This is a genomic window from Siphonobacter sp. SORGH_AS_0500 (assembly GCF_002838835.1).
Taxonomy (GTDB): Bacteria; Bacteroidota; Bacteroidia; order Cytophagales; family Spirosomataceae; genus Siphonobacter.
The window spans coordinates 25,115-50,932 of sequence record NZ_NHPP01000026.1; the positions used below are offsets into that span (position 1 = coordinate 25,115).

Annotated in this window: 25 protein-coding genes; 14 read left to right on the forward strand and 11 right to left on the reverse strand. The window is 46.0% G+C overall.

Translation table 11 applies throughout. From position 1 onward, the window contains the following. Positions 1-104 precede the first annotated feature (104 nt). Positions 105-1,289: an acyltransferase family protein gene (locus BWI96_RS20390; RefSeq protein WP_369804242.1), complete on the forward strand. Its 1,185-nt coding sequence runs from the start codon at positions 105-107 to the stop codon at positions 1,287-1,289. Here the strand turns inward: BWI96_RS20390 and BWI96_RS20395 are convergent. The 5 genes from BWI96_RS20395 to BWI96_RS20415 all read right to left on the reverse strand — a co-directional run bounded on the left by BWI96_RS20395 (position 1,286) and on the right by BWI96_RS20415 (position 5,144). Then, positions 1,286-1,990 carry a pirin family protein gene (locus tag BWI96_RS20395; RefSeq protein ID WP_106638351.1) on the reverse strand — a complete coding sequence of 235 codons (705 nt, stop codon included), beginning with the start codon at positions 1,988-1,990 and terminating at the stop codon, positions 1,286-1,288. The two genes, BWI96_RS20390 and BWI96_RS20395, sit on opposite strands and share 4 nt — an antisense overlap. After that, complete coding sequence (locus tag BWI96_RS20400) at positions 1,980-2,489, reverse strand: hypothetical protein (RefSeq protein ID WP_106638352.1); 510 nt, start codon at positions 2,487-2,489, stop codon at positions 1,980-1,982. Before BWI96_RS20400 ends, BWI96_RS20395 begins: the two co-directional genes overlap by 11 nt. Before the next feature lie 69 nt (positions 2,490-2,558). Beyond that, positions 2,559-3,287: an intradiol ring-cleavage dioxygenase gene (locus BWI96_RS20405; protein WP_106638353.1), complete on the reverse strand. Its 729-nt coding sequence runs from the start codon at positions 3,285-3,287 to the stop codon at positions 2,559-2,561. A 106-nt stretch (positions 3,288-3,393) separates the two neighbouring features. Next, entirely contained in the window at positions 3,394-4,077 is a 684-nt protein-coding gene (locus BWI96_RS20410) for a LytTR family DNA-binding domain-containing protein (RefSeq protein WP_106638354.1), read from the reverse strand. After that, positions 4,074-5,144 (reverse strand): sensor histidine kinase, encoded by a 1,071-nt coding sequence (locus tag BWI96_RS20415; RefSeq protein ID WP_106638355.1) that lies wholly within the window; start codon positions 5,142-5,144, stop codon positions 4,074-4,076. Before BWI96_RS20415 ends, BWI96_RS20410 begins: the two co-directional genes overlap by 4 nt. Positions 5,145-5,267: 123 nt before the next feature. Here BWI96_RS20415 and BWI96_RS20420 point away from each other — a divergent pair, with 123 nt between their 5' ends. Then, the gene (locus BWI96_RS20420) at positions 5,268-6,311 is read left to right on the forward strand and encodes a methyltransferase (RefSeq protein ID WP_106638356.1); all 1,044 of its coding nucleotides are present in this window, start codon (positions 5,268-5,270) and stop codon (positions 6,309-6,311) included. Between the two features lie 61 nt (positions 6,312-6,372). On the opposite strand, the gene BWI96_RS20425 is transcribed toward BWI96_RS20420, so the two are convergent. Continuing rightward, entirely contained in the window at positions 6,373-7,395 is a 1,023-nt protein-coding gene (locus BWI96_RS20425; RefSeq protein ID WP_106638357.1) for an LLM class flavin-dependent oxidoreductase, read from the reverse strand. Positions 7,396-7,720: 325 nt separating this feature from the next. On the opposite strand from BWI96_RS20425, the gene BWI96_RS20430 reads away from it, so the two are divergent. Next, positions 7,721-9,067, forward strand: a complete 1,347-nt coding sequence (locus BWI96_RS20430) for an NAD(P)/FAD-dependent oxidoreductase (RefSeq protein ID WP_106638358.1) — start codon at positions 7,721-7,723, stop codon at positions 9,065-9,067. Positions 9,068-9,225: 158 nt separating this feature from the next. On the opposite strand, the gene BWI96_RS20435 is transcribed toward BWI96_RS20430, so the two are convergent. Continuing rightward, positions 9,226-10,050 (reverse strand): sugar phosphate isomerase/epimerase, encoded by an 825-nt coding sequence (locus tag BWI96_RS20435; RefSeq protein WP_106638359.1) that lies wholly within the window; start codon positions 10,048-10,050, stop codon positions 9,226-9,228. Between the two features lie 240 nt (positions 10,051-10,290). Here BWI96_RS20435 and BWI96_RS20440 point away from each other — a divergent pair, with 240 nt between their 5' ends. The 8 genes from BWI96_RS20440 to BWI96_RS20475 all read left to right on the forward strand — a co-directional run bounded on the left by BWI96_RS20440 (position 10,291) and on the right by BWI96_RS20475 (position 17,510). Next, positions 10,291-11,757, forward strand: a complete 1,467-nt coding sequence (locus BWI96_RS20440; RefSeq protein WP_232793849.1) for a DUF6600 domain-containing protein — start codon at positions 10,291-10,293, stop codon at positions 11,755-11,757. Between the two features lie 196 nt (positions 11,758-11,953). Then, positions 11,954-12,328, forward strand: coding sequence for a VOC family protein (locus tag BWI96_RS20445; protein WP_106638361.1), 375 nt, complete (start codon positions 11,954-11,956; stop codon positions 12,326-12,328). 407 nt (positions 12,329-12,735) lie between these two features. Further along, positions 12,736-13,284 carry a hypothetical protein gene (locus BWI96_RS20450; RefSeq protein ID WP_106638362.1) on the forward strand — a complete coding sequence of 183 codons (549 nt, stop codon included), beginning with the start codon at positions 12,736-12,738 and terminating at the stop codon, positions 13,282-13,284. A 229-nt stretch (positions 13,285-13,513) separates the two neighbouring features. Next, entirely contained in the window at positions 13,514-14,374 is an 861-nt protein-coding gene (locus tag BWI96_RS20455; protein WP_106638363.1) for a methylated-DNA--[protein]-cysteine S-methyltransferase, read from the forward strand. Beyond that, positions 14,371-15,084: a 2OG-Fe(II) oxygenase gene (locus BWI96_RS20460; protein WP_106638364.1), complete on the forward strand. Its 714-nt coding sequence runs from the start codon at positions 14,371-14,373 to the stop codon at positions 15,082-15,084. Before BWI96_RS20455 ends, BWI96_RS20460 begins: the two co-directional genes overlap by 4 nt. A gap of 81 nt (positions 15,085-15,165) precedes the next feature. After that, a complete protein-coding gene (locus tag BWI96_RS22710) occupies positions 15,166-15,336 on the forward strand; it encodes an Ada metal-binding domain-containing protein (protein WP_255400714.1) in 171 nt (56 codons plus the stop codon). Positions 15,337-15,372: 36 nt separating this feature from the next. After that, positions 15,373-15,984 (forward strand): alpha-ketoglutarate-dependent dioxygenase AlkB, encoded by a 612-nt coding sequence (locus BWI96_RS20470; protein WP_369804244.1) that lies wholly within the window; start codon positions 15,373-15,375, stop codon positions 15,982-15,984. Positions 15,985-16,520: 536 nt separating this feature from the next. Then, on the forward strand, positions 16,521-17,510 hold the full coding sequence (locus BWI96_RS20475) for a hypothetical protein (protein WP_232793851.1): 990 nt from the start codon (positions 16,521-16,523) through the stop codon (positions 17,508-17,510). Positions 17,511-17,606: 96 nt separating this feature from the next. Here BWI96_RS20475 and BWI96_RS20480 read toward each other — a convergent pair whose 3' ends face one another. Beyond that, positions 17,607-18,476 carry an AraC family transcriptional regulator gene (locus tag BWI96_RS20480; protein WP_106638367.1) on the reverse strand — a complete coding sequence of 290 codons (870 nt, stop codon included), beginning with the start codon at positions 18,474-18,476 and terminating at the stop codon, positions 17,607-17,609. Between the two features lie 144 nt (positions 18,477-18,620). Here BWI96_RS20480 and BWI96_RS20485 point away from each other — a divergent pair, with 144 nt between their 5' ends. Both BWI96_RS20485 and BWI96_RS20490 read left to right on the forward strand, forming a co-directional pair. After that, on the forward strand, positions 18,621-19,205 hold the full coding sequence (locus BWI96_RS20485) for an RNA polymerase sigma factor (protein ID WP_106638368.1): 585 nt from the start codon (positions 18,621-18,623) through the stop codon (positions 19,203-19,205). Positions 19,206-19,254: 49 nt separating this feature from the next. After that, complete coding sequence (locus BWI96_RS20490; RefSeq protein WP_106638369.1) at positions 19,255-19,599, forward strand: DoxX family protein; 345 nt, start codon at positions 19,255-19,257, stop codon at positions 19,597-19,599. A gap of 48 nt (positions 19,600-19,647) precedes the next feature. Here BWI96_RS20490 and BWI96_RS20495 read toward each other — a convergent pair whose 3' ends face one another. The 3 genes from BWI96_RS20495 to BWI96_RS20505 all read right to left on the reverse strand — a co-directional run bounded on the left by BWI96_RS20495 (position 19,648) and on the right by BWI96_RS20505 (position 23,615). Further along, positions 19,648-20,601 carry an aldo/keto reductase gene (locus BWI96_RS20495; RefSeq protein ID WP_106638370.1) on the reverse strand — a complete coding sequence of 318 codons (954 nt, stop codon included), beginning with the start codon at positions 20,599-20,601 and terminating at the stop codon, positions 19,648-19,650. Between the two features lie 417 nt (positions 20,602-21,018). Continuing rightward, positions 21,019-22,104, reverse strand: coding sequence for a D-TA family PLP-dependent enzyme (locus tag BWI96_RS20500; RefSeq protein ID WP_106638371.1), 1,086 nt, complete (start codon positions 22,102-22,104; stop codon positions 21,019-21,021). Positions 22,105-22,307: 203 nt separating this feature from the next. Beyond that, the gene (locus BWI96_RS20505) at positions 22,308-23,615 is read right to left on the reverse strand and encodes a gluconate:H+ symporter (protein ID WP_106638372.1); all 1,308 of its coding nucleotides are present in this window, start codon (positions 23,613-23,615) and stop codon (positions 22,308-22,310) included. Between the two features lie 229 nt (positions 23,616-23,844). Here BWI96_RS20505 and BWI96_RS20510 point away from each other — a divergent pair, with 229 nt between their 5' ends. After that, positions 23,845-25,560 carry a M3 family oligoendopeptidase gene (locus BWI96_RS20510; RefSeq protein ID WP_106638373.1) on the forward strand — a complete coding sequence of 572 codons (1,716 nt, stop codon included), beginning with the start codon at positions 23,845-23,847 and terminating at the stop codon, positions 25,558-25,560. Positions 25,561-25,818 lie beyond the last annotated feature (258 nt).

Genomic DNA, 25,818 nt, shown 5'->3' on the forward strand with positions numbered 1-25,818 from the left:
TTTATCTTATATTAAATGTGATTTTCTTTAATCTATCATTTCTGGTTATTTTCACTCATTCCTAGTATCTTGCTTCCTACCTCTACCATTAATCTATTTTACCAGTGCGAACTACTGCTGATTTTCAGTCGGAGCGACTGATTTCTATGGACGTCTATCGGGGCTTTGTAATGTTCCTGATGATGGCCGAAGTATTACAGTTTTCCCATATTTCTGAAGCCTTCCCCCAAAGTACGTTCTGGGCTTTTTTAGCTCATCACCAAAGCCATGCAGAATGGCTGGGCTGCACCTTACACGATTTGATCCAGCCGTCTTTTACCTTTCTGGTGGGTGTGGCTCTGCCCTATTCGTTGGCTAGTCGGCAGGCCAAACAACAACCGTATCGGCTTCAGCTCCGACATACCATTCAACGTTCGCTGATTCTGGTCCTATTAGGTATTTTTCTGCGTTCCGTCGGACGTAGTCAGACTAACTTTACTTTTGAAGATACCTTAACCCAAATTGGCTTGGGTTACCCTTTTCTTTTCCTCTTAGCCAATCAGCCCAAGCGACAAGCCTGGAAAGCCTTATTCATAATACCCTTTTTGTACTGGCTGGCTTTCCTGCTTTTTCCCGTTCCAGCTATTGATCCCCAAACCGTTGGTGTCCCCTCCGACTGGCCTTATCATTTCACGGGATGGGCTGCCCATTTTAATAAAAATACGAACCTGGCCTGGGCTTTCGATACCTGGTTTCTGAATCTTTTCCCTCGTGAAAAACCCTTTCTTTTCAATCAAGGCGGTTACGCAACGCTGAGTTTCATTCCTACTCTAGCGACTATGATTCTGGGCCTACAGGCGGGAAAATGGCTAAAAGCAGGGTTACCCGGAGAACTCTTAATGCGAAGATTTATTTTTATGGGTATTGCGGGTTTAGGACTGGGATGGCTATTTACCATCACCGGGATTTGTCCGTCTGTCAAACGCATCTGGACTCCCTCCTGGGTTTTGTTCAGCGGAGGCTGGTGCTTTCTTTTACTCGCCGGATTTTATTACGTTGTAGATATGCTGAAGTTTCGAAGCTGGGCTACCTTTTTTGTCGTCATTGGCATGAATTCCATTGCCGCTTACGTCATCGCTCATCTCTTGGAGCCCTTCATCGCCGACACCTTCCAGACTCACTTAGGGCCTTCCGTCTTTTTAATTTTCGGGGAAGTTTACGAGCCTTTAACCAAGGGTATTTTTGTTTTGGCGGGCTACTGGCTCATTTTGTATTATCTATACCGAAAGAAAATCTTCATACGGATTTAATCTTCTATTTCGATCACTAATAAAAGGGCATGGCTGGAAAGAGCTTCAAATTCTACTTTCCGGCCATGCTTCAGTGATAAGCCATCCCGACTCTCAAGCAGGCGATCCTGCACTTCAAACGCTCCTTCAATGACGAAAACAAAGACACCGGCCCCCGGCTGAGTGATTTGATACTCCGACTGCATACGTCCATCGTACTTACCGATAAAGGCCCGATAGTTACTGACATTCGCTGGCTTTTGTAGAGGTAAGAATGTATTCCTTTCTGTGAGGTCAATCTGTTCAATGACCAATCGCTCTTCAGCTTTTGGATTCTTAATCCAGACTTGCAGGAAGTTAATGAGTGTATCCGGGTAAGGATTCGTAATTTCATAACTTCCGGCCTGCGTGGACAGGTGCAGGATTTCGCCCGGCGAAGCGAACCCTTTTCTACCATCGGCCAACCGATATTGTAAACCGCCGGACAGGGGAATAATCATCACTTCCGTGCCCTGTTCTACGTGCATACCCAGCGTCGCTTCTGCGGCCAGTGTATCATCATTCAGCACCTGCAAGACTCCAAAAGGCATGCGGCCTTCCGCCTGATAGGTGCCGAAATTAAACGTGTGCAAACTTCTGAACCAGTCCAGTCCGGAATACCCTCGCTGACCAGATAGGTAAATTCTAGCCTCGGAGGAATCATTCATTACCTTAGCACTCATGAGCTTCAATCGAATGAATAGTTAAAAAGGGTTGCAATGGGATTAAATCCGTTTCGACCTCCTCGCCCTTCCTCAACGCTTCCCGCCTATCTTCATAGGCAATAAGCAGGTTGGGGCCAACGGTATCAATCCATGTGAGCGGTTCGGTATAAAAGTAAATCGCAACGGCGTGCTCTTCTTTTCGCTGCATGTGCGAATGAATGATCTCAAAACGAAAGTTTTGAAAGGGAAGACACCGCTTTCCATACGCATTACTTACATCGGGAATCAGGCCTTTTAACTGCCGGATATACCCAACCGCTGCCGTGCTCACCAGGGAATGCAGGCGATCGGCCTGCGGAATGTGGGTTACTAACTCAGCAAAGGTTTGATACTTACCTTGCTGATCGTAAAACTGAGCCTGCATGAAAAACTCCCGATGAGTATCTTCAAAAACCTGCCGATCCCAGGCCTTGTCCGAAGCCGCATTAATCACCTTCCGATAACCTAATCGTATCATACGTGTGGTCCACATCTCTAATCGCTATGTAAAAGTCTGGATATAGTTTCTCCAGACCTTCCTGTAAATTTAGGCACTTACCACAATGGTATGAGTAATAACATACCCCGCAGCAATACTGCCCGTCAAGGTACCCAGCTCCAGAGAAACCGAATCCGAGAATACATTATCTCTGGCGTTGGTAGTGTCCTGCTTTCCTTTTTTATAATAATTGGTTGCGGTGGTATAAATCGTGTTGGTAACATCCTCGGGGAAGGCGATCTGGGTTACTAATAACGACTTGCCGCTGGCGTTATAAATGTGCACATGAATATGCGTAGCCCGACCGGAATACCAACCGGGAAAGATTGACGTAAACGTGACCAAACCCGCAGTATCCGTCGTCTGGCGACCACGTAAGAAATGTACCGAAGCATAATTGGTTGATTGCATCTGCGTCCCCCCGTATTCGGAATAGTTACCGTCGGCATCGCAGTGCCAGATGTCTACTAAAGCTCCGGCCAGGGCGGCACAACTGTTATTTTTGTTCTGAATGGTAATCTTGATCGTGAAAGGTAAACCCGTACGGTCGGAACGAATGTCATTAGTAACCAGCGAGCTGGGTGATTTCGTAGGAAAAGGGCCTTCCGTTTCCGAAGGCGTGGAAGTACAACTGCCCGTACTGGTACCACTACCCGATCCTGAATCGGTATCAGGGGTTGTACTTTCGGTATCTTTTTTGCAGGAGCCAGTTAGTGGAGCAACAGCCATCAGGCCTAAAGCGGTAAAACCTTGTTTTAAAAAATCTTTACGTTCCATCGTTTGCGTATTGTGAGTAGTTCAGTGAATAATACGTTCAACTACCGGGCAACGTTGCAAGCCTTTGGAGCTTTGAGGTAAACACCCGAAATGTCTCGGTAAATGACTAGTTGCGGAAGCGTTTCTGGAAGTCAGCTTCGTAACTGGCTCCAATCGGAATCTCTTCATTGCCGAGTACAATGATCTTATTCCGCACCGATTCAATCCTGGAAAAAGGTACAATGAACGAGCGGTGAACTCGGATGAATTCATCATCGGGTAATTGCTGCATCAGGCTTTTCATGGTCAGTCGGGCGACGATGGGCTTACTTTGCTTTAGATGAATTTTCAGGTAATCGTCCAACCCTTCGATGAATAGAATATCTGAAACATCAATTTTATGTACGCTGTAATCAGCCCGAATGTAGAGGTAACGCGAAGGTTCCGATTGATTCAGAAAGCGATAATACTCGCTGGCTTTGGTAACCGCCTGCTGAAAACGTTCAGCCGTAAAGGGTTTCAATAGATAATCGACGGCCTGAAGATTAAAACCCTCCACGGCGTATTCTGCGTAAGCCGTTGTAAAAATAACCATGCATTTTTCGGGTAAAGTTCGGTAGAAATCAATCCCGGAAATGGCTGGCATATTAATGTCCAGAAAGAGCAGATCGACCGAATTTTCCTGCAAAAATTGCCATGCTTCGGCGGTGCTGGTGAACGTCTTCAAAAGCTCCACTTCTGCCCCCTTACTGCAAAAATGGGTAATAATGCGAAGGGCAGGCGGTTCATCATCAATGGCAATCGCTTTCATAACTTTAGGGTTAATTCAATCGTAAAAGTGTTCTCGGTATCCTGAATTTGCAGATCATGGCGATCTGGATAGAGTAATTCCAGGCGGGCTTTGGTATTTCGTAACCCAATCCCACCAGCATTTTCGTCGGAGGGTACAAGGCGTACTTTCTGGTTAAAAACGAACAACCGTAACTGGTGTTCGTCCACCCTTACCCGAATGATTATTTCCGATCTTCCTTCCGGGTTTACTCCGTATTTAAACGCATTTTCAATGAATGAAATCAGTAGCAACGGAGCAATTTTTTGCTGAGACGCTTGTCCCTGATTGCTATACTGTAGCTGCACGGTATCATCCAGCCGGATTTTCTGAAGAGCCACGTACTGCTCAATATAATCCAGTTCCTTTTTCAGCGGAACCAGATCATTCTGAGCATCGCGAATCACGTACCGCATAAAAGAAGATAACTGCACAATGGCATCAGCGGTAGCATCTGATTTTTCGATCGCCAGCGAATAAATGCTGTTGAGGGTATTAAAGAGAAAATGAGGGTTTATTTGAGCTTTCAGGTAGGATAACTCCGTCTGCAGACGATCCTGCTCGGATTGCTGCCAGCGGTCGTTAATGCGAAGCGACAAGGATAGAAAAAGGGCCAGCAAAAACATGAATAACTTCTGACTCAGGGCAAAATCCAGCGGTGGTTTTTCCCAAAATTCCTGCGGTGGAGGCAAATTCTTTTCCTCCCCTGACGGCATAACCCAAGACCGCGAGAATTTCTCCTGGCGGGGTCGCTCCCGTTTAAAATCTTCCCTGGGGAATGTTCCAACAATGCATAAAAAAGCCATGAATGAGAGGCCCGCAAAGACTACGTATTTCTTCGGAAAGAAAAAACGGGGAATCAGGACGAAGTAACTCAGGTAAAAAAAGGCAACGATTAATACCGTTGAAACCAGGTTACTCCGCTCGTGTGGATTGGTGCCCAGTTGTAATAACTCAGGAAAACCATACGGCGAAAAAACGTAAGGCAGAATGAAAAATGCTACGCCGGCGATTACCAGTCCCAGCGTTCGATAGATACTTTTTTTCATGCCTTTGTTTCGGATTGTATTTCTGATGCTGAATCTACAAAAGTGAATTCCAAAGCAAAAATCTGTACGGTAAACAGCCGGAATCCGTAGGTTTGTAGCTTTCTGATCTTATACTCTACTCCTATGTCTATTGATTTGGCTCCCATTACCCGACACCTTCGGGCCATGTACGGCTCCCGGCTACTGGTGGCGGCAGTTAACCACTTTCAGATTTTTGAATTATTTAAAAAGGGTCCGCTTTCTTTTTCTGATTTACAGAAAAAATTAAAACTGAAAGATCGTCCCGCCTACGTACTTATCCCCAGCTTATGTGCAATGGAATTACTGGCGTATACGCCTGAGGGTACGCTCGAACTCACGGAACTGGGCACCTACCTGAGCGAATCAAATCCGGATAATCTGATTGGGTATGTAGGACTTGAAAAGGATGATTCGGGCGTACTGGAAATGGTTACCCGCCTGAAAAATGACGGTCCTCTGGATACTTCCGAAGGATTTTCCTACGTAAAAGAAGGCGAAGGCCCCTCGCCAATGGACGATGCCGAAGCAGCCCGTTTCTTTACCCTAGGTCTGGCTGGAAGAGCCCGGAAGCTGTCGCCGCTGGTAGCGGCCCGCTTACCTCAAAGTCAGGGGCATTTGCTGGATGTAGCGGGTGGTTCGGGTTATTATACCTTTGAATGGTTACGGCTGAATCCGGGAGCAACGGCCACCTTGTTTGACCGTCCGCAGGTGCTGGAAGTGGCGAAAGAGTTACTGGAAGAATTTAGTACGAGTGGAAAAGAAGGAGCCGATTCAGTCAAAGAACGCCTAACTTTCCACCCCGGCGACATGCTGACCGACGAGTTACCCGAAACGGATGTATTACTGGCCGCAAGCCTTTTTCACGACTGGCCTACTGAAACCTGTTTATTACTAGCCAAACGTTTTGCGGCGGCTCTACGGCCCAACGGCGAAATCTGGGTGCATGATACATTTTTGCATGATACCCTGGATGGCCCCAAACCTGCAACCGACTATTCGGCGGCCTTGTTCTGGGCGACCAAAGGACGAATTTACAGTCGGCAGGAACATGGAGAATGGTTTAAATCGGTTGGTTTAACACCCTTGGGTGATGCCATCCCCACGCAGTTGGAATACGGTTTGATTGGAGCCCGAAAAGAGGATTAACAAGCCGAAAAAAACCGGGGCTATTTCATTTTAGCAAAAAATAACCCCGGTTTTTTATTAATTAATTGTGAACGGGAGCCACCGTTTCAAAGGCTTCCGCTAACAATTCAAACGTCCGTAAACGATCTTCGAAGTGGTAAGTCATGGTCGAAGCCATGATTTCATCGACGTCATATTCGATAGCCAGACGGGTTAATTCTTCCTTTACCTGATCGGGCGTTCCCGATACCACCCGGTCGGCATGAACGTAGCGAAGTCGGTCTTCTTCAGCCAGTGTAAACTCGTAATCTTTGATGGTTTCGTAATCATCTACACCTTCAAAGCGTCCTTTATCCATTTGCACCAATCTATAGTCCAGCACCTTACGTAGTTGCCGAGCTTTCTCTTCGGTATCGGCACAAATGACAAACAGAGCCAGTAAGGCAGCGGGCTCTGCCATCATTTCGGAAGGTCGGAATGAACGTTTATACTGCTCGACAATTTGCGGCGAAACTTGTCCATTGATGAAACGGGCCACGGCCAGACCCATGCCATACTGGGCGGCTAACTGACTACTGCCGCCGCTTGAACTTAAAATCCACTGAGCCGGAATCGTATCCGCCTGCGGCACGGCCAGGATGGGACCGTACTGCGTTCCGGCGGAATCTGTGAAGAAAGTTTGCAGATAATCGAGTTGTTGACGGTAACTTTGCTCACTGAAGTCGTTGGATGGATTAAGTAAAGCCGACGAAATGCGGTCTCCACCGGGAGCACGCCCCATCCCGAGGTCAATGCGACCTGGAAAAAGTGATTCGAGTAACCGGAAATTTTCCGCCACTTTTAAAGCACTGTGATTGGGCAACATGATCCCACCGGAACCCACCCGAATGCGTTCGGTTTCGTCAGCCAGCTTCACCATCAAAACTTCAGGAGCAGACCCGGCAATGGCCGCAGCGTTGTGGTGTTCAGAAACCCAGAAACGGGTATATCCCCACTGATCTGCCTTTTTAGCTACAGTTATGGTTTGTTGCAGGGCATTGCGGGCGGAACCACCTTTGCGAACAGGAGATTGATCCAATATGCTTAGTCGAAGAGGCTTGCTCATACAATTTGTATTAATCGGTGTTTTAAGTACATATTTTCAATACACTAAACACAAACAATAAATATAAATGAAGCTGATTATGAACAGAGTATAAAAATTTTTGTTCTTTAGAAAAGAGAAGTTGATTTTTGTACTAAAATTCGATTTGCCCGTTTGATATTTACAATGAGTAGAAATACGAAATCAAGCATGTAAGTGCTCTTTTTCCCATTTTTAAACAATTAACCATTAAACGTTTTCGAAAGCCATTCGTTCCTCTTCGGAGTTTTTCCGAAGGAAGTGGTTCAGTTTTTTAGGCTTCGAGCGTTGTCCATCGCTTTGTCAAATGCTTGATTTAAATGATCTTTCGCTAAATATTCCTGAAACCACCAAGCCGCGTGTTGTCATCATTGGAGGTGGATTTGGAGGAATTAACCTGGCTCAAAAACTTCCCGGGAAGTCTTTTCAGGTGGTTATGCTCGACAAACAGAACTATCATGGGTTCTGGCCTCTCCTCTATCAGGTTGCAACGGCAGGTCTGGAAGCCGACGCGATTGCAGAGCCTCTTCGGAAAATGTTTGATGAAGAGTATGAGGACTTTCACTTTCGTCCGGTTCGCGTAACGAGCATTAGCCCCGAAACAAAAACCATTACGACGTTAATTGGTGATTTGAAATACGATTATCTGGTTATCGCCACTGGTACGAAGTCTAACTTCTTCGGTAATGATCAGATCAAGCAGAATTCTTTTCCGCTGAAGAAAATTACGGATGCACTGAACCTGCGTAGCCAGATTCTGCAAAGCTTCGAGAAAGCAAACATGACGACTAACGCCGAGTTACGTCAGAGCTTGCTGAACATCGTGATTGTAGGTGGTGGCCCAACGGGCGTTGAAACGGCAGGGGCCTTAGCCGAAATGCGTAAACACGTATTACCCGGCGATTATCCAGGCATGGATTTCAGCAAAATGAACATCTATCTGGTGGAAGGTCTGGATCGGGTATTACCTCCAATGTCACCCGAGTCGAGCCAGAAAACGCAGAAATACCTGGAGAAAATGGGCGTAATCGTAAAAACGAAAACGCTAGTGGAATCGTACGACGGCGAAACCGTAACCTTTAAAGGTGGTGAGCAAATCAAAACACAAACGCTGGTTTGGGCGGCGGGTGTTTCCGGTGCAACGATTAAAGGTATTCCTGAAACGATTATCCAGCGTGGCGGTCGTTACCCCGTAAACCTGTTTAACCAGATTGAAGGGTATACGGACATTTTCGCCATTGGTGACATCGCGATGATGAAGTCAGAAAAATATCCAAATGGTCACCCCGGCGTAGCTCAGCCCGCTATGCAACAGGGTGTGCATTTAGCGAAGAACCTGAAGCGGATGTTAGCCGGACAGGAAATGACGCCATTCAATTACTTCGATAAAGGTTCACTCGCCATCATTGGTCGGGCACGTGCAGTAGCGGATTTACCCGGTAAAATCAACCTGGGTGGTATTATTGCCTGGTTTGCCTGGCTATTCGTTCACATTTATTACCTGATTGGTTTCCGTAATAAACTGGTAGTGTTGAGTAACTGGCTGTATCGTTTCTTCACTTACGAACGCGGTACCCGTCTGATTATCCGTCCGTTTATTCGGAAGGGGGACAAGGCTACGGAAGTATTTATGCATAAACAGCAAGCTGATTAAATTTTGGCTTACAGCTATAAAAAGGGATTCGGTGTCATTACCGAATCCCTTTTTTTGTTGAATGAATGGTTAATAGTAAACATTTTGTAGGCATCTGTCCGATTTGAAAAGTTATTACTTATCCAATCCATTACTCCTACACAACTAACAACCATCAACTACTTTAAATAAATGGCTCGAAAATTCTTCACGCTTTCCGCAATTTCGGGGCCGTTATTTTCCCACTTGTATTCGTATTCTGCTGAAATCGGGCCTTTGAATTTCTGACGTTTCAGTTCTGCAATTACTGCCGGAATATCACATACGCCCGTACCCCATACGACGTCGTGTGTTTTGGGGGCTTTCTCTTCGAGGTCCTTGAAATGCATGCCTAGTACGTGACCTTCTAGCTTTTTCAGACATTCCACGGGATCTAATCCCGAACGAACCCAGTGACCAATATCCGAGCAGGAACCCAGGTAAGGATTAGTACCAATAACCGATAAAACCGAATCGGGATGCCAGTAATGCGAAGGCTTGGGATGATTATGCAACGCGACGTTAATCTTGTATTTCTTAGCCAGTTCGCCAATGTATGAAATCTGTTTAACGTCCGGCTCGGTGTTGATATTACGAATGCCCATTTCCTTCGCAAACTCAAAGAGCGATTTCCATTCGGCTTCGTCTTTTGCCCGCACCACGCCATAAGCGACCAGCGTAAGTCCCCGATCTTTCAGTAACTTTTTCACCGCCTGACGCGTATCCGCATCCATCGTGAAATTCATAGTTCCGGCAATGCCGCCCCCAATTTGCTGGGTGGGGAAAGCTTCGACGTATTTCAGGCCGCAGCTATCAATTTTTCGTAAGGCTTCGCTAAAGGGAAACAATCGAAACGAGTAAGACTGAGCTCCCAGCATCCAGCCCGATTTAGATTCGGGCGTTTTCTGAGCGAAGAGGTTTCCCGTCAGCAATACCGTACATAGTAAAAGGAAGGCTTTTTTCATTGAATTTAGAGGTATAATGAATGTCCGATAAATATCAGAACTATTTCCAGAATAACCATAACGCTAATAAATGTTAAAATACGGCCTTACCACTGCTTATGGTATAAACTTCTACGTATCTAAAGTATCCAATACCCGTTAACTCACTAGCTCTGAATTTAACATTTTTTAGGTAGCAAATCCACCATAAATTACTCAACTTTAAAGCTTTAAAAGAATCATCGTCGATTCATACCAGCCATGAAAACATCCCGAATCATCGCTTTGGTCTGCTTGCTAACCACTGGACTGGGCATTGCCTCGGTCCAGGCTCAGCCGGGCGTCAATATATCTTTTGCTACCTTCTATAACGAGCTTTCCCCCTACGGTGAATGGATTCAGAACCCTGAATATGGACAGGTCTGGTCACCCAACGTAGACCCCGGTTTTCAGCCTTACGGAACGGCTGGACGTTGGGAAATGACCGAGTATGGGAATACCTGGGTATCAGATTATCCCTGGGGCTGGGCTCCTTTCCACTATGGCCGTTGGGTCATGGCGTACAACCGCTGGGTTTGGGTTCCCGATTATGAGTGGGGACCAGCCTGGGTAAATTGGCGGAATGGCGGCGGTTATTACGGCTGGGCTCCGCTGGGACCGGGCATGAACATCAATGTCAACATTAACCTTCCTTGGAATTACTGGGTATTTGTTCCCCGTCAGTACTTACTAAGTCCTCGTATTTACTCATATTGCGTTCCCCGGACGCGGGTTGTCAATATTTATAATAATACGACAATCATTAACAACGTCTATCAGTCGAACAACCGGACGTATGTGAGCGGTCCGAATCGTCGGGATATTCAACGTGCTACAGGCCGTCCGGTAGATGTGCGTCGGGCGGATGATTTTGGTCGCCGAGTTGGCTTTTACAACCGGGATTACACCTCCAATAGAGGGGATCGCAATGGCAATTGGGACCATACGAATGGAGGAAACTGGAATCGTCCCGGCGACCGGGATAATACGCCCAACCGTCCTGACAGAAATGGTACTCCCGATTATCAGGGAAACCGTCGTAACAATGGCATGAATGGTTTTGACGGAACCGTTCGTCCTGACCGTGGTGGTAATAACAATACCCCCTGGACTTCAGGACGAAACGAAAACGTTCCCAACCCTCAACCCGGCCAGGAATCTAACAACCCGTTTGGCGATGCAGGGAATCGGGCCAGACGTGGATGGAATCAGAATCCAGGAGAACCCTCAACGCCCAATCGGGATAATAATCCTTTTGGTGATGCGGGAAATCGAGCCAGTCGTGGATGGAATCAGAACTCAGGAGAGCCTTCAACGCCCAATCGGGATAACAATCTCTTTGGTAACAGTCAGCCCAGCCGTCAATGGAACCCAGGCCGCAACGACTCGCCCAGCCCTACTCAACCAGGTCGGGAAAGCAATAATCCCTTTGGTGGCATGAGTCGTCCCGACCGTGGTGGTTCACCTGACTTCCGCTCGAATCGTCAGCCATCCATGAACCAGCCTTCTGCCCCTTCCATGGGCGGCAGTCGGATTGAACGAAATGGTGGAATGCCTTCGGATGGAGGCATGAGACAACCTTCTGAGAACCGGGGTGGCGGATTTTCTCCCCGGGGCGGCGGTGAAAATGTGGCTCCTGGTAATCCAGGAGGTGGTGGTGGGGCTCGTTCCAGAGGAAGCAGAAATTAACCCAATGATTTGTTTATTGCCGCAAAGCCGTACTTCGAAAGAGGTGCGGCTTTTTTTAGTCTCTGGTTTCAGTTAGGGCTCATCTGACTTCCTGTAATGTTTTATGGCCTATAAACTTTGTTGATGACTGTAATCATTATCTTCGTAACTCTTGAATTTTAAGCTCAGTTGCACTTGATAACATCTATCAAATTTTATGAAACGAGTAACGGGTATTGGCGGCATCTTCTTCAAAACGAAAGATCCACAAGCGATGCGTGACTGGTATAAACAGCATCTGGGCTTTAATACCAATGAATACGGAGCCACTTTTGAATGGAAGGATAATCAGACAGGTGACATCACCTGGAGTCCTTTTCCTGAAGCAACTGCTTATTTTAATCCATCTCCAAAAGAATTCATGCTTAATTTCCGAGTAGCTAACCTAGAAGAGTTAATAGTAGTTCTTAAGGAAGAAGGCGTGAAATTTGTTGGCAACATGGAAGTATACGAATACGGCAAATTTGCCTGGATTCTCGATCCAGAAGGTAATAAAATCGAACTTTGGGAACCGGCTAATGAAAAGGAATGATTTGTTCATTGCCGCAAAGCCGTACTTCGAAAGAGGTACGGCTTTTTCACTTTTTAGTTATTTATATTCGGTTTTCAGTTGAGAAATTTTTATCTCCCGCCCTGGCTAGTGAAGACACCAGCCCTTACTAAAAGCCTAGTGGTTGGTGAGGACACCAACCAGGGCGGAGTTTTCGCCCCCTTTCATGTCCCCCCTATTTCCAGTTACCTTCCTATTTTACTAATTTTTGATTTACTTACTGGGATTGCCAATCCGAAAGAGCTTTTAAGAACGATGCCATTAAAAATGTAGAGACGCGACTTCATCGCGTCTAGCCTAGAGATGGACCTAATCTATGCCTAAATCGTATCGACTAGGATTGCTAATCCGAACGTATGTATCACGCCATTTTTGATATTCATTAACTTATGAACGAAGCGTTACAGAAACTTTTTCTAGCCGATCAGGAGGAGCGAGTAAATCACCCAGAAGTGGGGACACTTGCCTATGAATCCTTACGGCAACGTGATCAGGAACGACGCAAATGGGTCCAAAAGATGGTGGAAGAAAAGCAGGTAATTACCGCTCAGGACTATTACCATGCTGCGTTAATTTTTCAGCACGGCGACACCATCGATGAAATCTGGATGGCTCATCTCTGGGCTTTGACGAGTGTTGAATTGGGTAATCCGGCTGGAAAATGGTTGGCTGCGGCGGCCTTAGACCGTTGGCATATGTATCAAGGACAACCGCAGAAATATGGTACCCAACTGGTTCCTGACGGTATTCGTTACCGACTATGGGATATCGATCCGGCTACTACCGATGAAGAGAGAGCCCAATGGGATGTGCCTAGTTTAGCCGAAATGGAGCAGCGAGCCCGGCAACTAACCTCCGCCAACCAGGGCAAAATGCCTCCCCTGGATAAGGCTCCAGAATGGTTAAAACAGGCGATCGAAAAATGGAACAAAGTGTAGGTTTGTAGTCCCCATTAGCAAAGGATTTTGTCCTCACTGTTTTCATCAAATTATAGATCTGAAAAAGCGTAAAGTGTACCGTTTACCTTGTAATTCTGCATCCTAACTCATCGTCCCTATCATTCCTGCTTTGCTATCTCAGCTAACATCGGATGGAATCACATTCAGCATATTTCGGATTTTATGACGGCCTGCGATCATAGAAATTTGTCTCACAAAACGAACGATCATGGAAACACAGGCAGCCCTTAATTACAGCCGAATCGCAGAAGCGATTGCGTACATCAAGGATAACTTCAGAGCACAACCCAATTTAGACGACGTTGCCGAGAAGGTTCATCTAAGTCCGGCCCATTTTCAACGGCTATTTACCGAATGGGCAGGAACAAGTCCCAAGAAATTTCTGCAATATGTCAGCGTAGAACACGCGAAAAAAATCTTAGGAGAAACCCGGACTACGCTGATTGATGCCACCTTTGAAACAGGACTTTCCAGCACCAGCCGTCTGCATGATTTGTTCATCAACATTGAAGGGATGACACCCGCTGAATATAAAAATGGCGGTAAAAATCTGCGGATTAATTTCAGTTATGCCGAAAGTCCATTTGGCTCTTTACTTGTGGCCTCCACCGCCAAAGGCGTTTGTTACCTGGCTTTCGAAGAGAACGAAGAAGTCGCCTTTGCTAAACTTAAAGCGAAGTTTCCCAATGCTGTATTTCAGCAGAAATTAGACGTCATGCAGCAAAATGCTCTATTCATTTTTCAACATGACTGGAGCAAACTCAACCAAATTAAACTGCATCTGAAAGGCACCGATTTTCAGTTAAAGATCTGGGAAAGTTTATTAAAAATTCCCATGGGCAAGCTATCCACTTACGGCACTATTGCGGAGCAAGTGGGCAGTCCAAACGCTTCAAGAGCCGTTGGAACAGCTATCGGAAGTAATCCTGTTGCGTTCTTAATTCCCTGCCATCGAGTGATCCAGTCCTCGGGAGCTTTGGGCGGGTATATGTGGGGTACCACCCGCAAAACAGCCATCATTGGTTGGGAAGGAGCCCAAATGTATTCATCCAAAGAATTGGAATTATGAGCACTATCGTCCAGAAAATAGAAGCGTTAGACTGGCCAGCCCTTACCGAAGCCATGCATCAAAAGGGGTATGATACCCTCTCCAATTTGCTTACGAACGAACAATGTGAAGCATTAAAAGCCAGTTATGATACCTCAGCTTTTTATCGAAAAACGGTGACAATGGCTCGCTATCGTTTTGGATTGGGAGAGTATAAATACTTTAACTACCCCCTTCCTGATCTTATTCAAACCATCAGAGAGACCCTTTATCCATACCTTGCTCCTATTGCAAACACCTGGTTTAAAGTGCTGAATATTGACACGGTGTTCCCTTTAACCCACGCTGAATTAGTAAAACAGTGCCATCAGAATGGGCAGACAAAAGCAACGGTTTTGATTTTAAAATACGGTACAGGTGGCTTTAATACCTTGCACCAGGATTTATACGGAGACGTTTATTTCCCTATCCAACTCGTGTTGTTTTTGAATGAACCTAACAAGGATTATTTCGGAGGGGAGTTTGTCTTAACCCAGCAAATACCTAGGGCACAGTCCAAAGCCATTGTAGTAAGTCCCCAAAAAGGAGATGGCCTGATATTCACTACCAACTTTAAACCCGAAAAGGGAACCAAAGGCTATTATCGGATCTTTATGAAACACGGAGTAAGTGAAGTAAAAGCAGGCGAACGCCACACGTTAGGAATCATTTTTCATGACGCCATAAGTTAAATCATGATACGGCATTCAGACCTATCTCCGGCTACGATAAGGCATATAATCAGACGTAGAGAAGTAGTTTTAGCCGGGAATATGAAGCTAAAAATTTACGGAGATCTGGGTTGCTCGTCAGGCAAAAGAATGAGAAAAGAAAACCGGGTATTTTTTCATTCCGAGGCAGAAGCCCTACAGCATTACTACCGCCCCTGCGGGCATTGTCTGAAAGAAAAATACAAAGCCTGGAAATTAGATCATAAGAGATAGCTACCCATTTTCGTACATGCGTTACCAAGATTCCGTATGATGAATTTATTTGATTACGAACCAGACAGGCAGAAAAACTGGCTTCCTTACGACGGAACGGTAAATTATTACGGCAAACTCTTAAGCCAATCAGAGGCTGATTTTTTCCTAAACAAGCTATTGGAAACGATTCAGTGGGAAAACGACAGGGCTGTTCTATTTGGTAAGGAAATCATTACTAAACGGAAGGTAGCGTGGTATGGGACAGAACCCTACCAGTATACGTATTCCAATACGACCAAACATGCCTTACCCTGGACGCCGGAATTGCTGGTATTAAAAACGCTAGTCGAAAAAGAAACGGGTGAAACTTTTAATTCCTGTTTACTTAATCTTTACCATACCGGCGAAGAAGGAATGAGCTGGCATAGCGATGCCGAAGCAGATTTGAAAAAAGACGGAGCTATTGGTTCATTAAGCTTTGGAGCTGAAAGAAAGTTTGCGTTTAAACACAAGCAGAGCAAAGAAAAAGTAGAGCTTTTGTTAGAGCATGGAAGTCTGTTGGTTATGAAAGACACTACGCAAACCTTCTGGCTACACAGACTCCCTCCCAGTAAAAAAATAGCTACGCCAAGGGTTAATCTAACGTTTAGAACAATTGATGAATAAGCTCATTGCGAAAGTAGAATACCATTTAACGTTTCGGATGATGTTAGGCATTCCATGTCTGACAAGCTTAATATACTTCTGTTGCAAGATTCTATCTCATTCCTAAAAAACGGCAGGTTCCCACCCACCTGCCGTTGGTATTTATTACTACCCCCCAAACTGTTTCGGGTGATTCCATGTCTACTAAGCTTAACACCTGCGACCATTTGCTTTTTCCTATTCTTGAGAGCATCTAACATAACGGCCCGGCGTAGTCCCAGGATCGCAAGTTCGAAAGAGCATGAGTGGGATTAATTTACGATTAAACCCGTTGCTTCCAGCTTTCATCTTATTGACTAGCTTTTATCTTGCCCCCGTTTCAATAGGCTGATTACTCTAAATCAGCATGTAAGTCCTTAGTGATTTCTTAGGAGTCCCTATAGGTTTACCTCAAGGGTTCTATAAGATAATACGCTAGTAATAGATGAATAACACTCTGAATGCTCATTGTCTTCAACCTTTGTATTCAGGATATTAATACCTATACCATCATGATCATGCGACGTCTTTACTCACCGTTAGCTGGCTTTTTTCTACTTGCCATTCTTCTTACCGGATGTATGGCTTCCCGACAAACTAAATCAGCCCTTGCTAAAGTGGCTACTGACAATTGCATTATTGATTCCAGTGGTACTTCGGGATACGTTTTTCATCCTACTGATTTACAGGCGGGATCAAGCGATGACTCCTTACTTAGACATCGCTATGGCGACCGTGGCTTGCGAATGGCTCAGGCCGTAGGACTTACCCCATTACTCGTACGTGCCACGCAGCTAGAGCAGCAGCAAAATCCTAGCGAGCCTGCCTCTAATGAGTATCTGACCATACGGCAAAAAATGACCGACCAGCTTCAACTGGCCAGCTTTGATATTGCGACGGCAGTTGCACTCGTTGACTGCGACAGTAAAAGAGCTGCCTTGACGGCTACCTTACTTACCCGGCAGGAAAACAGTCGGGAAAAACGTATGACGATTAGTGCCATTACCACTGGGGCATTAACGGCTCTGATGGTTGGTTTTCTCAAGTTGGGTGACCATGAGGATGCAGGCGAATGGGTGGGTATTGGAGGAGGACTAGCCGAAGCTAGTTTGGGTATTACCTCTTTACTACAAAAACCACCTAAGACTGATTATCGCCACTTAAATAATCCATTGCGGGATATATGGGTACATCCGGTTACGTCGACCGTTTTTCCTCCCTTGGTTTGGTATTACCTCAACAAACCCAAGTCTGCCAATAGTCCTTCTTTGATTGAGGGTTTACGAAGCCGTTGGGAAATTCTGGTTTCGCTTGATGCCGATGCCAAGCAAAACCGTAAGCACAAAGGTCATGAAGTCGATTACTTTGGCACGGGAGATCTCTATACCACGGAAGACTTAACGGTCCGCTCGACGATGCTGGGGCAACTAGCTACTGAACTTCAGTTGATGAACAATGACCTGACTATCTTGCTCAACGAAATTGTTCGGTCACCCCAAAAGCGGTAATACGGTTAATGGTTGATTGGCTAATCTTTCACAAACGGCCATTGGTATAAAGCACAAAAAATACTTCAGGCATTCCTTTACTTTCAAACTTCAGCCTTATTCCTTCTGGTAAGCCCGGCGGTATTCCACCGGAGTTAATCCCGTAATGCGTTTAAAATGGCGGTTGAAATGCGAGAAGTTCGCGTAACCGCTTTCGTAACAAACCTGAGCAATGGGTAAATCCCCGGAAATCAGAACTTTGCAGGCCTGGCCAATACGTACCTCCGACAGAAACTGTGTATACGTTTTTCGAACCCGACTTTTGAAATACCGACAGAACGAATGCGGATTGAGAGCTACCTCCTCCGCAATTTCTTCCAGCGTAATTTTTTGGGCGAAATGAGTAAACGTGTAATGGTAAATTTTCGCCAGACGCTCAGTATCATTACCATCTACAGGTACGGTATAACCCACACTGGCCAGTGGCGTTAGCTCTTTCGACAGAGCCAGTATTCGCAGAATGTCCATTAACCCCAGTAATCGGTATAAATCATCCTGCCCCGTAAACTCCAGCATCCGTTTTTGAATCTGTTCTTTGGTAACACCCGTTACTTTTAAACCATACTGAGCCTTTTGAAATAAGTCCCGCAGGGGTTTGGTTTCGGGTAACTGCGTGAATTCTTTCCCCGCAAAATCTTCCGCAAAATGAATTGATAAGGAACTACAAAGCTCGGCATTATCGGGATGAAAATAGGCTTCGTCGGATCGCCAGAGGTGGGGCACATTAGACCCCAGCAGGATTAACTCACCACTTTCAAAAGCCTCCACGTGATCCCCGACAAGCCGCGTACCGGTGCCCTTCTGAACCCAGGTAATTTCAAATTCAGGGTGGTAATGCCAGCGATTATAGAAGTAGGGTTCTACTACCTGTCGCAGTCCAAATGATGAACTTCCTTCAAAATTAAACCGATGATAAAGGGGCTTCATGATGCGTAGTTTTCAAACCTTCCCTGACAATTACGAAAATTATGCAAATATAGTATCAATTAAAGACAAGCTCTGGTAAGTTTTGTATGCATGGATTGCCCAATTTTGTTAGGTTAAACGAGCTTTCTAACCTGATTCAGTACCGTGTCCACTTGTTCTGACCAAATTTTATGGAATGCCTTACTGGACGGCGACGCCGATGCCTGGGGTATTTTATACAGTCGACATTACCGACCCCTGCGTTCCTGGGCCCTTAGACGCTTTGCGGATGCAGATATGATTGAAGATGCCATTCAGGATTTATTTCTCTGGATCTGGCAGCATCGGCAAAATCTGAATCGAAATGCTCCCTTAACCCCTTACCTGAAATTCTCGCTTCGGAATCAGATTCTGAAACTTTTGCCCGCCCACCATATTTCCCTGAATCAGGAAATGGAAGGGATCGACTTACCCGTGGAAGATTGTCCGGAAAGTCGTATGATCGAAAAGGAAGTAGATTTTTCCTGGCAAAGCTTCGCTACTCAATCCCTAAACACCTTACCCCGCCGCAAACGGCAGGTGATGGAATTACGGTATAGGGACGGGCGATCCATCGAGGAAATTTCGGAACATACCGGGCTTCAATACCAGTCGGTAGTTAATGCCGTTCAGCTTTCGGTTACGCATCTGCGAAATCAGGCGATTCTGGCGGGCTATAATTATCAGGTATTTCGACGAAAATCCCGTTAATCCGCAAACAAACTTCCGGGCTAAAGACTTTATTCATAAAAATCTGACCATGAGTCTTTATCTAATATCTCTGGTTTACGTTGTGGCCGGGATTCTGCATTTTATCCGTCCGGAAACGTACGTTCGCATCATGCCACCCTACATTCCGGCTCCCCTGACGATGGTTTATCTCAGTGGAATTGCTGAAATAATCCTGGGCTTTGCCGTATTGATTCCCTCCGTCAGAGCCTGGGCGGCCTGGGGCATTATTCTGCTGCTGATTGCTGTTTTTCCCGCAAACTGGTACATGGCCATTTCCGATAAGTTTTCCCACATTCCCTCCTGGATTTTATGGGCACGACTCCCGCTTCAGCTCGTGCTGATTTACTGGGCCTATACCTTCACTAAAAAATAAACGCAGACAGGTCTGGCCCATCTGCGTTCATGAAGATTCGAGAGTTACCTATTGCCAGTTACTCGCCTGATCTAATTTTTCAATCGCTTCTGTACTCAACGAGATACTTACGGCTTCTTTAAACGAATTCAACTGATTATCACTGGTAGCACTGGCAATCGGAGCCGCCACGGATGGACGAGCGATAAGCCAGGCCAGCGAAATGGCCGCCGGACTTACGTTGTATTCCTTCGCCAGTTCATCCAGCACGCTTAATACAGTTAAACCCTGTTCGTTCAGGTATTTCTTTACCCCCTGCCCCCGCTGACTTTTATTTAAATCGGCTTCGGAGCGATATTTTCCGGTCAGAAAACCACTCGCCAGAGCGTAATAGTTAATCGTGCTGAGCTGATGTTCCAGAACAATCGGCTCGTAGGCTTTTTCGTATTCTTCCCGCTCCAGCAGATTATAATGCGGCTGTAGAGTTTCGTAACGCGGGTAACCGTATTTCTTGCTCGCTTCCAGCGAAGCTTTCAGCCGTTCAGGACTCATATTAGACGTACCAATGATCCGTACTTTCCCCTCACGTACCAACTGATCGTAAGCTTCCAGTGTTTCCTCCACAGGCGTTGCTTCGTTGTCATAATGGGTCTGATATAAATCAATATAATCGGTTTGCAAACGACGAAGTGAATCTTCTACCCCTTTCAGGATATACGCTTTACTGACATCCGGCTGGCCTTTACCGTTATCGGCTCCGATCTTAGTGGCAATAACCAGCTTGTCGCGATTGCCCCTAGCCTGCTGCCATTTTCCAATAATCGTTTCCGATTCTCCGCCAATATTACCCGGTACCCAGCGGGAATACACGTCTGCCGTGTCAATGCAATTAAATCCAGCAGCCACAAAAGCATCCAGCAATTGAAAAGATTTCGCTTCGTCAATTGTCCAGCCAAACACGTTACCCCCAAAAATCAGGGGTGCAATTTCCACCTCCGATTTCCCTAATTGTCTCTTTTGCATAGGTTTTCAAGTTTACAAAATAGAATACACTGAAAAATCAATTCCAGCCCGGAATGAACCAAGCCTATTTAGAAACGATGAAAAAGGAAATTTCCGTTCATTATAAATGTGGTAGAGACACGACTTTATCGTGTCTGGCTTCCCCACCATGGCTGGTGTCGCACCAGTCGTTTGTACGCAAACCGTGGTTGGTGAGACACCAACCACGGCGTAAAGTTTTGAAATGGTATAGACACGGCTTTATCGTGTCTGGCTCTCCTCGCCATGGCTGGTGTCTCACCAGCCATTTGCACGCAAATCGTGGTTGGTGAGACACCAACCATAGTGTATGACTAGTAGTAAAACCGTCTCTACCTTGTAAAAAACAAAGGTTCGGCCCATTGCGGAGTCGAACCTTTTGAACCTTACTATCTACTATTAAACCGTAATTTTTCGTTTTCTTGACAGGATATTCCATTCGTCAACGACCTGCCCATCTTCCACCACAGTGGCGGTTTCGTGTAGAGCAACGGTTGGGCAAACGTGGTAAGGAATGGCATATAATACGTCGCCTACCTGAAGTGATTCCCAACTGGATACTTTTAAAACCCCATGCTCTTCGCTTTGGCCGGTTAATTCATAATCCACCAGATTGAGGAATTTTACCCGACGGTCCACCGGATTCTCGGCAGCTACGGCTTTGTGCCCTAAATCAATGGTAATGATGCCTTCGGTTGGCTTAGAGACGACCCGGGTAAGAAGCACGGCAGCCCATTCGAACGGCTGTTCTTCCAGTAAATCGTCATACCCCCAATCCCAAAGCAAACAAGTCCCCGGGCTCAGGTAGTTACCTTCCCGCAATGCATGAACCGTAAACGAAGGTGTACCTCCGGTAATAACCATCCAGTCTTCCCGAATTTCAACCGCTGTAATTACCCGTTCATACGCTTCATTGACTTCTACTTTACGTTCTTCAAAGTCTGGATTACGGAGGTGTCCGTCGTAGATGTGGAGTCCTTTCAGCTCCAGGTTTGCCAACGATTCAATGTGTTCCACCAACGCAGGTAAGTCCTCTACTTCAGCTCCCGTACGGTTCATTCCATTATTAACATCAATGAAAAGCGATGCCTTTTGATGTTCAAAAAACGTATGAATCGTATCTGCTGCGGCGATGTTATCTACCAACGCAGAAAACTGCGTTTCGGGATATTTCTGCATTAACTCGTAAAAACGAGCGATGTTGGGACCCACCAGCGGATAGGCCAGTAACACCCAGGGAGCACCTGCCAAAGCTGCCATTTCGGCTTCGGCCAGGGTGGATACTTTGAATTTAGTAATCCCTACTTCCAGTTGCATTTTCAGCACCTCAACCGTTTTGTGGGTTTTGGTATGGGGTACCAGTCGCTCGGGACTTCCCGCGATGGCCACCATAATGGCAATGTTTCTACGAATCCGGTCGCGATAAAACACGATTCCGGGTGACGCTACAGCGTCGGGATTTTGCAGGGAAAACCAATCTTCCATGAATGATATGGGAATAATGAAACGGCCGCCAAAGCGGTTTGGAGTTAATTAACCCCGCCTCTTATTTTGATGAATGACTAACTAAGCAGTTGATCGTTTTTAGCGGCCGCCGCTTCGGTTGTTAGTTAATAGACTATTAATCAATATTTTACAACTACAAAAAGATACTATCAAATAATTACAAGAGCTTATTAAGCAACCACTTAAATAAAGGCGTCCAGAATTAATACGCCGAAAAGACCAATAATGGATACCAGGGTCTCCATGACCGTCCAGGTTTTAAGCGTTTCTTTAATACTAAGATTAAAATACTCTTTATATAACCAGAAACCGCCGTCATTGAAATGCGAACACATCAAACTCCCCGCTCCGATGGATAATACCATTAACTCTGGCGAAACATCGGGACGAGCCACTAATATCGGAGCAACTAAACCCACGGCGGTTAGTCCGGCGACAGTCGCTGAACCCACGCAGATACGAATCAGTCCGGCAATGAGCCAGCCCAATACCAGCGGGGAAATGGGCAACATTCGCAATTGCTCTCCAAGGTAGGTACTAATTCCGGCGGCCTGCATGATTTCCTTCAAAGCCGAAGCTCCGGCAACGACCAGAAGAATAACCGAACAGCCTTTAAAAGCCTCTTCCAACTGACCCGTTACCTGCTTCATGCTTTTGCCGCGAGCGATACCCAGGGCATACATGGCAACCAATACCGAAAGAAACATGCCAAAATAAGGCTCGCTGATGAGCTGAATGGCTGGATTGGGTGGTAAATAAGGCCGAAAGATCGTAGTTAAGGCCAGCAGAATGACGGGTAATAAGGCCGTAAACAAACTAATGCCCAAACCGGGTAACTCTTCGGCTGACATCTTTTTTACGGAAAGCAAATCGGGATCCAGTACCGGATTATATTTTTTTAAGGTTCGTCCGAAAATAGGGCCAGCAATGGCAATGGCTGGAATAGCGATTGCTATTCCGTATAATAGCACCTTTCCTAAATCAGCATTAAACCGACCCGCAATGGCCGCTGGCGAAGGATGCGGTGGCAAATACCCGTGAGCCACTGACAGGGCCGATAACATGGGAATTCCAACGGTTAGAATGGGAACCCGAGCCGAAACCGAAACGGCCACGATCAGCGGGAAAACGATGACGAAACCGGCATTATAGAAGAGCGGAATACCAATGACAAAACCTGCCAGAGCCATGCCCCAGGGTAGGTTTTTCTTTCCGAAAATCTGAACAATGGCATCCGTAATTCGCTGAGCAGCCCCGCTTTCGGCCACCAGTTTTCCCAGCATGGCTCCGAAGCCAACGATTAACACCAGATCACCCAACGTGTCGCCAATGCCTTTTTTAATGGCCTGGCCCACAGCGGCCACTTCCATACCACTCGCCAGACCGAGGCCGATACAAATGATGAGAAAGGACAGGAAGGTGTCCAGCCGAACATAGGCGATAAAAAAAATGAGTAACGCAATGGCCAGAAAGGTCAGGATAAGAGGCATTTGATCAATAGCTAGAGGTTTAAGTCTTTCAAAGAAAAGAATTTTTTAATCGAAATTTCTCTTGAATGCTTTAGATTGAAGGCAGGTTTTGTTAGTTAATCTAATGTTTGGAGTTTAGAGTTGGGAGTTTAGGGTTAAAGCTTGGCTATCCAAACCCTTTACTTTTGTGAAAAGATCGATTCATTCTGTTCACGCATAACTCTAAACCCAAAACTCAAAACATATTTCCATGATCGAGTCACTGCCTCAGCGAGAGAGGGCTTTTTTGCCTGCTGCTTATGAATTAACCGACTGGACGAGCGTTCAGCCTTATTTTGATGAACTGAAAGATCGCATCGTCCTGAATGCCGACGAATTACGAACCTGGTTTCAGGATCGTTCGGAACTGGAAAGTTACCTTTCCGAAAATTTCGCCTGGCGATACATCCGTATGACGACTGATACGAGTAATGAAGCGTACGTCTCGGCCTTCCATGAGTTTAACGAAAATATTCAACCGCACTGGGCTGAAATTTCCAATGTTTTGGATCAGAAAGCCCTTGCGAGTCCTTACGTAGATGAACTGAAAGACGAAGGATATTTCATTACCCTTCGGGCCATGCGTCGGCAAATTGAAATTTTCCGAACGGAAAACGTGCCCCTTTTCACCCAGATTCAGCAATTACAAAGTCAGTACGGAAATATTGCCGGAGCCATGACGGTTACCCTGAACGGGGAAGAAATGACGCTTCAGAAGGCAGGCGATTTTCTGATGCAACCTGATCGGGCCGTACGAGAAGAAGCCTGGAAAACTATTTGGGAACGTCGTTATCAGGATCACGAAGCCCTGGACGACTTACTCAATCAGCTTCGTGACCTTCGGCATCAGGTAGCTCAGAATGCAGGCTTTGCCAACTTCCGGGATTACATGTTTGCCGCGATGGGTCGCTTTGATTATACCGTGGAAGATTGCTTCAACTTTCACGATGCCATTGCTCAGACGGTAGTTCCGGTGTTGAACGAACTTTCAGCGGAACGCAAACAAGCTTTACAAACGGCTGACTTGCGTCCCTGGGACAAGCTGGTAGATCCAACCGGGCAGGCTCCACTCAAACCCTTCGCGGGCGGGGAAGATTTATTAACCAAGACCATTGAAGTTTTTGACCGACTTGATCCTGAATTGGGCAGTTACCTGCGGGTGATGCGAACGATGGGCCGCTTTGATCTGGAATCCCGCAAGGGTAAGGCTCCGGGCGGGTATAACTATCCGCTGGAAGAATCAGGGGTGCCGTTTATTTTCATGAATGCCACTTCTAACCTGCGGGATATGGTGACAATTCTGCACGAAGGGGGCCATGCCGTTCATAGCATTGTTACCCGGGACTTAGCCCTGAATAGCTTCCGTAATGTGCCCAGCGAAGTAGCCGAGCTGGCTTCCATGAGCATGGAGTTAATTACGATGGATCACTGGGATATCTTTTTCCCGAATCCTGAAGACTTACGTCGGGCGAAGCTGGAGCATCTGGAAGATATCATTGAGACCCTACCCTGGGTAGCTACCGTTGATGCCTTTCAGCACTGGCTCTACGAAAATCCTACGCATTCCATAGACGAACGCAATGAGGCCTGGTTACAAATCTTTGGTCGATTCAGCGATACCATTACCGACTGGAGCGGACTGGAGCGTTTCAAAGCGTATCAGTGGCAACGGCAATTGCACATTTACGAAGTGCCTTTTTATTACATTGAATACGGCATTGCTCAGTTAGGAGCCATCGGCGTTTGGAAGAACTATAAGGAAGATCCGAAAAAAGGGTTGGAAGGTTACCTGAATGCTCTAAAACTGGGGTATACCCGCCCGATGGGAGAGATTTACGCAGCGGCAAATATTCCTTTTGATTTCTCGAAAGAACACATCGCCAGTTTGATGAATTTTGTGAGAACGGAGATTGAAAAGCTGAAATAGTTTTCGGGGTCTTTTTACGGTTTTCCGTTATATAGAAGCTACTGTACTTCGATACGGTAGCTTCTATAACCCAAGAGGGGTTAAATATGAATAGCCCCAAGCTAAAATTTATGCCGGAATGGATATATAATGGGTATCGCATTTTTCCCCGGATTATCATCCGGGGCTATCCATATTGAACCCCTCCGGGGTTATACCTCCCATTTCAAACAAATCCCTTACCTTTATGGATTTTCCTTTCCAACTACACACTCACAC